This window comes from Phenylobacterium sp. (assembly GCF_036502675.1).
GTDB lineage: Bacteria > Pseudomonadota > Alphaproteobacteria > Caulobacterales > Caulobacteraceae > Phenylobacterium.
The window spans coordinates 1-10404 of sequence record NZ_DASXYF010000134.1 but is presented as its reverse complement, the minus strand read 5'-3'; the positions used below and the strand labels follow the sequence as shown (position 1 = coordinate 10404).

General features: G+C 66.5%; 9 protein-coding genes and 1 pseudogene. 5 read left to right on the top strand and 5 right to left on the bottom strand.

The window, feature by feature from the left end; translation table 11 throughout:
• On the top strand, positions 1 to 256 hold a 256-nt coding region (locus VGL30_RS17370), incomplete at its 5' end, for a class I SAM-dependent methyltransferase (protein WP_331541279.1).
• A gap of 78 nt (positions 257 to 334) precedes the next feature.
• Positions 335 to 1933 (top strand): GMC family oxidoreductase, encoded by a 1599-nt coding sequence (locus VGL30_RS17365; RefSeq protein WP_331541278.1) that lies wholly within the window; start codon positions 335 to 337, stop codon positions 1931 to 1933.
• 140 nt (positions 1934 to 2073) lie between these two features.
• On the opposite strand, the gene VGL30_RS17360 is transcribed toward VGL30_RS17365, so the two are convergent.
• Positions 2074 to 3228: a helix-turn-helix transcriptional regulator gene (locus VGL30_RS17360; RefSeq protein ID WP_331541277.1), complete on the bottom strand. Its 1155-nt coding sequence runs from the start codon at positions 3226 to 3228 to the stop codon at positions 2074 to 2076.
• A gap of 283 nt (positions 3229 to 3511) precedes the next feature.
• A pseudogene (locus tag VGL30_RS17355) lies at positions 3512 to 4026 on the bottom strand (IS5 family transposase); the annotation flags it as partial.
• Positions 4027 to 4358: 332 nt separating this feature from the next.
• Here VGL30_RS17355 and VGL30_RS17345 point away from each other — a divergent pair.
• Positions 4359 to 4853: a nuclear transport factor 2 family protein gene (locus VGL30_RS17345; RefSeq protein WP_331541276.1), complete on the top strand. Its 495-nt coding sequence runs from the start codon at positions 4359 to 4361 to the stop codon at positions 4851 to 4853.
• Positions 4854 to 4876: 23 nt separating this feature from the next.
• Complete coding sequence (locus VGL30_RS17340; RefSeq protein ID WP_331541275.1) at positions 4877 to 5020, top strand: LysR family transcriptional regulator; 144 nt, start codon at positions 4877 to 4879, stop codon at positions 5018 to 5020.
• Between the two features lie 69 nt (positions 5021 to 5089).
• Here the strand turns inward: VGL30_RS17340 and VGL30_RS17335 are convergent, their stop codons facing one another.
• The 3 genes from VGL30_RS17335 to VGL30_RS17325 all read right to left on the bottom strand — a co-directional run bounded on the left by VGL30_RS17335 (position 5090) and on the right by VGL30_RS17325 (position 9909).
• Positions 5090 to 5992, bottom strand: a complete 903-nt coding sequence (locus VGL30_RS17335; protein WP_331541274.1) for an LLM class flavin-dependent oxidoreductase — start codon at positions 5990 to 5992, stop codon at positions 5090 to 5092.
• A 431-nt stretch (positions 5993 to 6423) separates the two neighbouring features.
• Positions 6424 to 8313: an acetyl/propionyl/methylcrotonyl-CoA carboxylase subunit alpha gene (locus VGL30_RS17330; protein ID WP_331541273.1), complete on the bottom strand. Its 1890-nt coding sequence runs from the start codon at positions 8311 to 8313 to the stop codon at positions 6424 to 6426.
• 3 nt (positions 8314 to 8316) lie between these two features.
• On the bottom strand, positions 8317 to 9909 hold the full coding sequence (locus VGL30_RS17325) for a carboxyl transferase domain-containing protein (protein WP_331541272.1): 1593 nt from the start codon (positions 9907 to 9909) through the stop codon (positions 8317 to 8319).
• 158 nt (positions 9910 to 10067) lie between these two features.
• Here VGL30_RS17325 and VGL30_RS17320 point away from each other — a divergent pair.
• Positions 10068 to 10404, top strand: a 337-nt coding sequence (locus tag VGL30_RS17320; RefSeq protein WP_414695042.1) for a cyclic nucleotide-binding domain-containing protein, incomplete at its 3' end; no start/stop codon positions are given.

Sequence of the window (10404 nt, the reverse complement as noted above, 5' to 3'; positions counted from 1 at the left end):
GCCGTCGCTTCAGCGCTTCGGCGAAGAAGCGGAACGGGCGGGGCTAAAGGTCGTGGACAGCTTTGGGTTCGGCCAGGACTATGCCGAGACGCTGCGCCGCTGGTCCAAGACGATGCAGGCGAAGAAGGACGAGATCATGGCGCTGGGCCATGACCAGAAGTTCTTCCGCAACTGGCAGTTCTATCTGGGCATCTGCGCTGCAACGTTTGCCGTCGACCGCACCGACGTCGTTCAGGTCGAACTCGCGAACGTCTGACGTTCCGCAGCGGAAATCTTGCCTTGGGTGCCTGATCGCAGGAACCTGCCCTCAACGATAAGACGTTGGAGGGGTGCGATGGCGGATGCCGATTACATCATCGTGGGCGCGGGCTCGGCCGGCTGCGTGCTGGCCAACCGCCTGTCCGCCGATCCTCGCCGCCGCGTCCTTGTTCTGGAAGCCGGCGGTATGGACGACTGGATCTGGCTGCATATCCCCGTCGGCTATCTGTTCGCCATCGGCGACCCCCGCGCGGACTGGATGTTCGAGACCGAGCCGTCGCCAGGCCTGGGCGGACGGCGGATTGGCTATCCACGCGGCAAGGTGATCGGCGGCTGTTCGGCCATAAACGGCATGATCTACATGCGCGGACAAGCCGCCGATTATGACGGCTGGCGCCAGCTGGGCCTGCCGGGTTGGGGCTGGGACGACGTCCTGCCGCTGTTTTTGGCCCAGGAGGACCACATCGCCCCACCGGGTCCGCTGCATAGCCAGGGGGGCGAGTGGCGGGTCGAGCCCTGCCGCATGCGATGGACCATCCTCGACGCCTTCATGCAGGCCGCCGCGCAGGCGGGCATCCCGACGGTCGAGGACTTTAACGGCGGCGACAACTTCGGCTGCAGCTATTTCCAGGTGAACCAGAAGAACGGCCGCCGGTGGAGCGCCGCGCGCGGCTTCCTGCGGCCCGTCCTGCACCGTCCCAATCTGAAGCTTGTCACGGGGGCTCAGGTCGAGCGGGTGGTCGTCGAGGATGGACGGGCCGTGGCCGTTCGATGGCGCAAGGACGGTGCGGTGTTTGAGGCCGCAGCTGACGGGGACATCGTACTTGCCGCCGGCGCGGTGGCCACCCCGCAGTTGTTGGAGGTGTCAGGGATCGGCGACGGCGAACGTCTGGCCGCGCTCGGTCTGGAGGTGAAGCGCCACCTGCCGGGCGTCGGCGAGAACCTGCAGGACCACCTGCAAATCAGGCCCTACTACCGAGTTACGGGGGCGCCAACCCTGAACGAGCGATACGCCGCCGTCTGGCGCCGGCCGTTGATGGCCCTCGAATATGCGCTCCTGCGCCGTGGGCCAATGTCGATGGCCCCCTCGCATCTGGGAGCGTTCGCCTATTCCTCGCCTGAACACGCCACGCCCAATGTGGAATTCCACGTCCAGCCGTTGTCGCTGGAGCGTTTCGGCGAGCCGCTGCACGATTTTCCCGCCATGACGGTGAGCGTCTGCAACCTTCGACCGACCAGCCGCGGCGCCGTCCATGCCCGCAGTGGAGACGTCGCCGACGCCCCGGCGATTAGGCCCAACTATCTGTCCACTTCGAAGGACGAACGCGTGGCGGTGGACAGCCTCAGGCTGGCGCGCAAAATTATGGCCCAGCCGGCCCTGCAGCGCTATTCGCCGACGGAAGTGAAGCCGGGCGAGGGTGTCCAGGGCGACGAAGCGATGCTGGACGCCGCCCGCGTCCACTCTTCGACCATCTTCCATCCCGTCGGCACCGCCAAGATGGGCGCACCGGGTGATGCGACCGCGGTGGTCGACGCCCGGCTCAAGGTCTTTGGGATCGAGCGCCTGCGCATCGCCGACGCCTCGGTCATGCCGCACATCGTCTCCGGGAACACCAACTCGCCGACCATGATGATCGCCGAGAAGGCGGCACGGATGATCCTGGAAGAACGCTAGCTAGAACTTGGCCTCGATCGCCCTGGATCTGACCTCCCACCTGGAAGACGTTGTACGTGCCATCGAAACAGATCTGGCGCGGCTGTCGGCGAGGTTGAACACCGCGAGCTTAAACTCGTTTGGACTGGAAGACGCCAAGGCTAAGTCAGCGCCATGGAACTGTTCAATATAAGGCGGACCAACTGACTTTGCCGGTTCACGCCCACCTTCAAGAATATTCTCTTGCTATAGGTCCGAGCGGTGTTGACCCGGACGTTCAGCAGTTTGGCGACCTCGGCCAGCGACAATCCATTCGAGAGAAGATTTGCAAGCTTTGCCTCAGTCGCAGTCAGTCCGAACAGGCTCGAAATCAGGTGCTCCGGTATCAGCCGCTGCTGGTTCGAATCGCTGACATAGAGGGCGATCCGTGGATCCAGATTGCTCCCGCATCGGGCCGTGATCGGAAGCGTCCTCACAAGGACGCCGAGAGCGTGGTCCACGCAATCGACGCTCAGCGCTTCTATCCAGCCTTCTTCATGCTTGGATTGACCGGATTCACGGGCCTTGCGGATGAGGGCGCCCAGCCGGTCATTCTCTGACTTGCGCGCAAAACGTATCTTCGAGTCTACGACCGAGATGCATTTGCCGGCACGAACCAGGCTCTCGCCGAACCGGTTCGATGTGATCACCTTGCCGGCGCCGTCCAGGATGAACGTGCCGATATCCAGTTGGTCGAGCGTCTCGGAGAGCGCCATTTTCATGCCATGCTCGCGCTGCATCCGCGCGTATATCTCCAGAGCCGCGCGGAGATGCGGGAGGCAGGACAGGAGGAATTCCTTTTCCCGCGCCCCGAACGAGGGCATCCCCTCGGCATTCATCACGCCCACAATGCATTTCCAGCCACATGGATCAGCAACGGACATACACAGCTGGTGGCGAATGCCATAAGGCTGAACGATGCTGTTGTAGAAGTCCGTCGTCTTATCGTGGTCCCAGGGTATCACCTCATCGAGCGTGAAGATGTCTCCTGGCTTCTCAAGCACCCGCGCGAGAGAATCGGAGGGCGACAGCCTGGCATGGTCGAAGGCCGCCGGCTGCATTCGGATGCTGAGCCCCCCCGCGCCATCCAGCACGACGAGCGGATTGCTGCCGGGGCGACTTCCGCGAACGATAATGGCGGCGAAGCTGCTCTTGGCGCGAGTCCTGAGAGCCCCCAGAAACCGCTTCCATGGCAGCGGTTCGAACGGCCCCTCATAGATAAGATTGATAAGGTCATCCATAGGCGCGAGCGGTTGCAGTTGGGGATCGATCGGCATTACTCCCTCCGCCATTTAGAAGGCAGACTGTTGTATTAAATGTCGTTTTGTCTAGCAAATTATCCGAGCCGGCAGCGGGGGCGATGCCAGGCGTCGGCTCCAGTCGAATGCGGCTCGGAACGGAGGAGAAGACGGCGCGCGCCGTATTCCATCCGCTTGGCGAAAGACCTCGCGCGCCACCATTTGGGGCAGGAACGACCGCGCGCGCTGCTAAATGCCGGAGCCATGGTGTGATGCGCGTCCGCGGCCTGAGCAGATTTTGCCCGCTAGGATCTGTGGATACTTACTTGAGCCACAGGACGATGGCGGCGAGCGTGACGACGGCGAGGTAGTTGCGGGCGGTTTTCTCGAACCGGGTGGCGACGCGGCGGAACGTCTTGAGCCTTGAGAAGCAGCACTCGACGGGGTGGCGCTGAGCATAGAGGTGTGCGTCGAGGGGGTGCTTCTGGGCGCGCGAGGGATTGTCGGGGATCACGGCGAGCGCGCCCTCATCGGCGACGGCCTGGCGGATCTGGTCGCTGTCATAGGCGGTGTCGGCCATGACCACCTCGGCCGGCAGGTCCTCGATCAGGGCGAGGGCTTGCGGCGCGTCACCGCGCTGGCCGGCGGTGAGGTGGAAGCGGACCGGACATCCCAGGCCAAGGACGGCCAGGTGGATCTTGGTGCTCAGGCCACCGCGCGAGCGGCCAATGGCCTGATCTTCCGACCCCCTTTTTTGGTCCCCGAAGCGTGAGGTCTCCCGCGCTTCGGCGTCGATAGGGCTTCGTACGGGGCCCACTCCAACCCTTGCGTCAACCAGCTCCGCCGCTGGGGGACCCGGGAGCAGAAACGGCGCTATCCACATTGCCTGATCCGCGGCGAGCACGTGGACGCGCTCGCCATGAGCGAGGCGGGCGCAGGCTCCGACGTCACCCTCCTCGTCACCGCCGCAGCCATGACCCTGCGTCGCCGGAGTTCGGCGGCGGCGGCGCGCCGTCTGAAGGCTCCTCCGTGGGCGGCCCGCGGCGCAGAAAAAGCCCGCCCCGCTCCCCATATGGGGGGCGGGGCGGCGGGCCAGGCGGCCGCTAAACTGCGGCGCTGGGGATGATGGGCGGCTTGTGCATGCCCGGACCGCGACACGGAGGAACGCCATGACGGACGAGGAACGCCGCGCGGTCGAGCAGGATTGTCACCGGCTGGTCGTCGCCTTTCACATCTACGTGGACGAGTACGAGCACGAGAAGGCGCTGGCGATGTTCGTCGACGACGCCGTCATGGAACACTGCGTCGTGGGGACGCTTCGGGGAAAGGCGGCGATCGCCGCCTACTTCGACGCGAAGGACAATACCAGCGTGTTCCAGCACGTGACGAGCAACGTCCTGATCGACGTGATCGACGAGAACCACGCCCGCGGTTCCTGCTACTGGACTGCCTACGTATCCCCGGCGAGCCCCCTGCCCGCAGCAATGACGGGCCCAGCGTCGGTCGGCCGCAACGACGACACCTTCGTGCGCACGCCGAAGGGCTGGAAGTTCGAGACGCGCCACCAGATCCCGCGCCTGACAGCCTCTAATCTCGGCTCGACGGCCCTGCTGAAGGGCGGCGCCGCAGCTGTGGAGAAGGCTCGGGAAACCCTGGGTGGCTGACATCTCCTCTGGGGGGAAAGCCCGTGGACATCCGCACTCTTCGATATTTCGTCGCCGCCGCCAAAACCCAGAACCTCAACCGGGCGCCCGAGCGGCTGAATGTCGTGCAGTCCGCGTTGCCGCAATACCAAGCGGCGCTGTGCCTGACTCCGGTGGGATTCCCTTGAGAGACGAAGCGGGTCGCCCACCGGACGGCTCGCTACTTCTCCGACAGGGGTCTTCTTCGCAGTTTTCATTCAGGCGTAGGCGCGGAAGAGCTCCCCGACGCCTTCCTGCTGTCCGCCTCGGGTCGAGGACATAGTGAGGATGGGAACGATGCCTGCCTCAAACCAGGCTTCGACGCCCTCGCGCACGGTGGCGGACGAGCCGTAGAGGCTGCAATCTGACACCAGCCGATCGCCGAGAAGTGACGGCAAGCGGTCGATCTCGCCCTGGGCGATAGCCTTGTCGATCACGTCCACCTCTTCGACGTAGCCCGCCTCCCGCCAGTAGCGCCGGTAGTTTGGAAACTGAGCTATGAAGGCCAGGGTCCTGCGACTGACGGCGGCCGCGGCGGCGAGGTCGGTGTCGATCACTGTCGGCAGGGCGGCGGCGACGAAGAACCCGGCTTTCAGCTTGGCTTCTGGAATGCGGCGGAGTTGCTGGGCCGTGAAGCTGCGGCTGGCGCTGGCCCAGATGGCCCCGTCGCCGACCTCCGCAGCCAGATCGACCATCCTGTTGCGCAAGGTCGCGAGCACAATTGGCGGAAGCGGGCCCGTCTCCGGCTCCAGCGCCCGCATAGCCGCCACGTAGCTCCGCATGTCCGCGAGCGGCTTCCCGGTTTGCAGGTGGTATCGGGTGTTCAAGGGGTCGTGGCTGACGCCGATGCCTAGTCGGAACCGGCCGTCGGCGAACTCGTGGACAGAGGCCGCCGTCCGGGCCATCGATTGCGGACTGCGGAAATAGATGGGCTCGACGGCGACGCCGACGGGAATGCTCTTCGTGGCCTGCGCGATCGCCTGGCAAAGGGCCACCGGGTCTCCCATGCTCGGGCTATAGACGCCCGCGAAGCCCCTCTGTTCGGCCTCGACGGCGACGTCGATCGCCGTCCGCCTCTGGCCGGGTGAGGCCACCAGCGAGATCGCAGGCATCCGGACCATCGAGATCCTCCTCTTGGGACTATGCCGCCCGAGTCTAGCTGACTGAAGCGCAGCGCGCCCCTCCCCATTTGGCGCTATTGGCGCTTCGTGATGTCCCCGCCGGGCTTGGGAAGCCGTTACTGCGAGCCTATTCCATCGCCAGCCCCGGGCCGGGTGTTGTCATCTGTGGATGGCCCCTGGGCGAGCGACTGCGCCTAGTTCGGATTGGACGATATCCCGATAGCCACCAATCAGCGCGAAGGCCGGACATATCGGAAGGCCATCCGCGTTCAATGATCGACCCCCGCGGGACGGACGCGCCCACCCGGGTCGATCGCTCGCGGCGCTCCCCCGTGTGGGCCGCCAACGAAGCCTGCGCGGCGTCAAACAGAACCCGATCGACTTCATGTGTGGTAGCGAGCCAACCCGTAAAACTATGCTATCCCCACCCATCACGTAGTCCTCACCAGGGTCGCCAGGACGCTCCCCTCGCTAACCTGCGCCCCCAGTTCGGCCGAGAGTGTCTCGACGACGCCGTCGAAGGGCGCGGCCAGCGCGTGCTCCATCTTCATGGCCTCGAGGGTCAGTAGCGGCTGGCCTTTCTTCACATTGTCGCCAGCCTTGACCGAGAGCTGGGTGACCTTGCCGGGCATGGGCGCGCGGATGGACCCGTCGCTGGCTGCGCCGCCCACGCCGTCGGCCACCGGCGGGTGGTCGCGGAACACGAAGACCTCGCCGTCTTCGAAGACCGCCACCTCCTCCTCGCTCACGACGTGGATGAAGCGTGAGGGCTCCAACGGCATCTCTGCCTCGATCGCCTGATCTGCGTAGAACAGACGCGTGGTCTCGACGGCGGGGGCGCTCAACCGGAAGCCCTTCAGGTCGACCCAGGGCGTGACGTGGTCCACTCCGCGGCGTTGCACGACGGCGTCGCGGAACACCCAGCCCGCGGACGCAAGCGCCTCCCGCGAGGGCGGCGGCGGCGCGACCAACGCGTCAAGCCCACGGGCGATCAGGCCGGTGTCCAGCGCCCCGGCGATGAAGTTCGGCGTCCCCAGGCAGCGCACCAGGAACCCGGCGTTGGATTTGACCGGATAGACCACGACCTGGGAACAAGCCTCAGCCAGTTCGGCGATCGCCTCGTCGCGGGTCGGCGCGTGTGCGATTAGCTTGGCGATCATGGGATCGTAGAACGGGCTGACCGTGTCGCCCTGCTCCACCCCGGCGTCTACACGCACGCCTTCGGGCAAATGGAAAGTCCCCAGGCGGCCGATCGACGGCAGGAAACCCGAGGCGGGGTTCTCGGCATAGAGGCGAGCCTCCACGGCATGGCCGTTCAGCGTGATCTCATCTTGTGAGAGCGGCAGCGGCTCGCCGGCGGCGACGCGGAACTGCCACTCTACGAGGTCGAGGCCGGTGACCATCTCGGTCACCGGATGTTCCACCTGCAGGCGCGTGTTCATCTCCATGAACCAGATGCGGTCGCCGCGCAGGCCCGCCGAGGCGTCGGCGATGAACTCCACCGTGCCCGCACCGACATAGCCCACCGTCTGAGCCGCCTTGACAGCGGCCTGGGTGACGGCGGCGCGGACCTCCTCGGACATGCCTGGCGCGGGCGCCTCCTCGATCACCTTCTGGTGGCGGCGCTGCAGGGAACAATCGCGCTCGTAGAGGTGGACGACATTGCCGTGGCTGTCACCGAACACCTGCACCTCGATATGGCGAGGCCGGGTGACATAGGTCTCCAACAGCACCCGGTCGTCGCCGAACGCGGCGGCGGCTTCGCGCCTGCAGGCGGCTAGCGCCTCGGCGAAGGCGCCGGGATCTTCAACCAGCCGCATGCCCTTGCCGCCGCCGCCCGCCACGGCCTTGATCAGCACCGGATAACCGATGGCGTCGGCTTCCCGACACAGGCGGCCAGCGGACTGGTCCTCGCCGAGGTAGCCCGGGGTCACCGGCACACCGGCCTTGGCCAGCAGGCTCTTGGCGGCGTCCTTCAGGCCCATGGCGCGGATCGCCGACGGGGGCGGGCCGATCCAAATCAGGCCGGCCGCCGTGACAGCTTCCGCGAATTCGGCGTTCTCGGACAGAAAGCCGTAGCCCGGATGGATCGCCTCGGCGTCGGCGGCTTTGGCCGCGGTGATGATCCGCTCGCCCACAAGATAGCTCTCACGCGCCGCCGCGGGGCCGATCATCACAGCACGGTCAGCATCTCGTACGTGCGCCGCGTCGGCGTCGGCGTCGGAGAAGACGGCGACGGTCTCGATGCCGAGACGGCGGGCGGTGGCGAAAACCCGGCGGGCGATCTCGCCACGGTTGGCGACCAGGACGGATTTGAACATGGGCTACATCCTGAACACGCCGAAGCGTGTCTCCGGGACCGGTGCGTTCAGCGACGCGGAGATGGAGAGGCCGAGGACGTCTCGGGTCTGGGCCGGGTCGATGATCCCGTCGTCCCATAGGCGGGCGGTGGCGAAATAGGGGTTGCCCTCGTCCTCGTATTTCTGGCGGACCGGGGCCTTAAAGGCTTCCTCCACCTGCGGCGTCCAATTTGCAGCGTCGCGGTGGACGGTGGCCAGCACGCTGGCGGCCTGCTCGCCGCCCATCACGCCGATGCGGCTGTTGGGCCAGGTCCACAGGAAGCGCGGGGAATAGGCCCGCCCGCACATGCCGTAGTTGCCGGCCCCGAACGAGCCGCCGATCAGGACGGTGAACTTGGGGACCTCGGCGCAGGCCACGGCGGTGACCAGCTTGGCCCCGTCCTTGGCGATGCCGCCGGCCTCGTACTTGCCGCCCACCATGAAGCCGGAGATGTTCTGCAGGAAGACCAGCGGGATCTTCCGCTTGCAGGCCAGCTCGATGAAATGGGAGCCCTTCAGAGCGCTCTCGGAGAACAGCACGCCGTTGTTGGCGAGGATCGCCACCGGATAGCCCCAGATGCGGGCGAAGCCGCAGACCAGCGTCGTGCCGTAGAGGGCCTTGAACTCGTCGAACTTGGAGCCGTCGACGACGCGGGCGATCACCTCGCGCACGTCGTAGGGCGCGCGCACGTCGGCGGGGACCACGCCGTACAGCTCTTCCGGGTTGAAGGCCGGTTCTTCGGGCTTCTCCAGGTGGAGGTCGACGGTCTTGGTGGTGTTCAGGTTGGCGACGATGCGGCGGACGATGGTCAGCGCGTGCTCGTCGTTCTCGGCCACGTGGTCCACGACGCCGGAACGGCGGCCGTGGGTGTCGGCGCCGCCTAGCTCCTCGGCGCTGATGATCTCACCGGTCGCGGCCTTCACCAGCGGCGGGCCGCCTAGGAAGATGGTCCCCTGGTTGCGGACGATCACCGTCTCGTCGGACATGGCAGGGACGTAGGCGCCGCCGGCCGTGCACGAGCCCATGACGCAGGCGATCTGGGCGATCCCCTCGGCGCTCATCCGCGCCTGGTTGAAGAAGATGCGGCCGAAGTGCTCGCGGTCGGGGAACACCTCGGCCTGGTGCGGCAGGTTCGCGCCGCCCGAGTCGACCAGGTAGATGCACGGCAGCCGGTTCTGCAGCGCGATCTCCTGCGCCCGCAGGTGCTTCTTCACCGTGATCGGGAAGTAGGCCCCGCCCTTCACCGTGGCGTCGTTGGCGATGATCAGCGCCTCCCGGCCCTGCACCCGCCCGACGCCGGTGATCAGCCCCGCGCCCGGCGCCTCGTCATCGTAGAGATCGTAGGCGGCCAGTTGGCCCACCTCGAGGAACGGCGAGCCGATGTCGAGCAGTTGCTCGACCCGCTGCCGCGGCAGCAGCTTGCCGCGATCCGTGTGACGCTTGCGCGAGGGCTCCGGCCCACCCAGCGCGGCCGCCGCCACCCGCTCGCGCAGTATCCGAGCCAGCGCGCGATTGGTCTCGCCGTTGCGCACGAAGGCGTCGCTCTTGGGATCGATCGCGGTCTTCAGCCGGGCCATGCGTCACCGATACACCGCCCCTAGCGGCGCCGGGAAGCCGCAGGCGCATCGATCGCGGTGGAGGAACGACTCGCCATGGTCGAGCGCCAGCCTAGCTCGAATTGCCGCGCGGTTGAGCGGGTCCTAGTCTCGCCCTCGTGGCGGCTCTCACCGACTCGTTGCCTGATTCGGCTCTCAAGCGGCTCTTCGACCGCGAGGTGACGGATGGGCGCGCGGTCTGGTTCTCCCTGCCGGGCGGCGCGGCGCTCTATCGGGCGGGGGAGGACGCCGACCAGTTCTACCTGTTGCGCACCGGCCGGCTGGGGGCGTTCCGCCGTGCGGAGGGCCACGAGACCCAGTTCCTCGGCGTGATCCGCCCGGGCGAGCCGGCCGGCGAGATGTCCCTGGTGGCCGGCGCCCCGCACTCGGCCAACGTCCTGGCCCTGCGCGACTCCGAGATCCTCGCCCTGCCGCGCAAGGTCTACTTCGACGCCGCCGACGACGACGCCGAGGTCA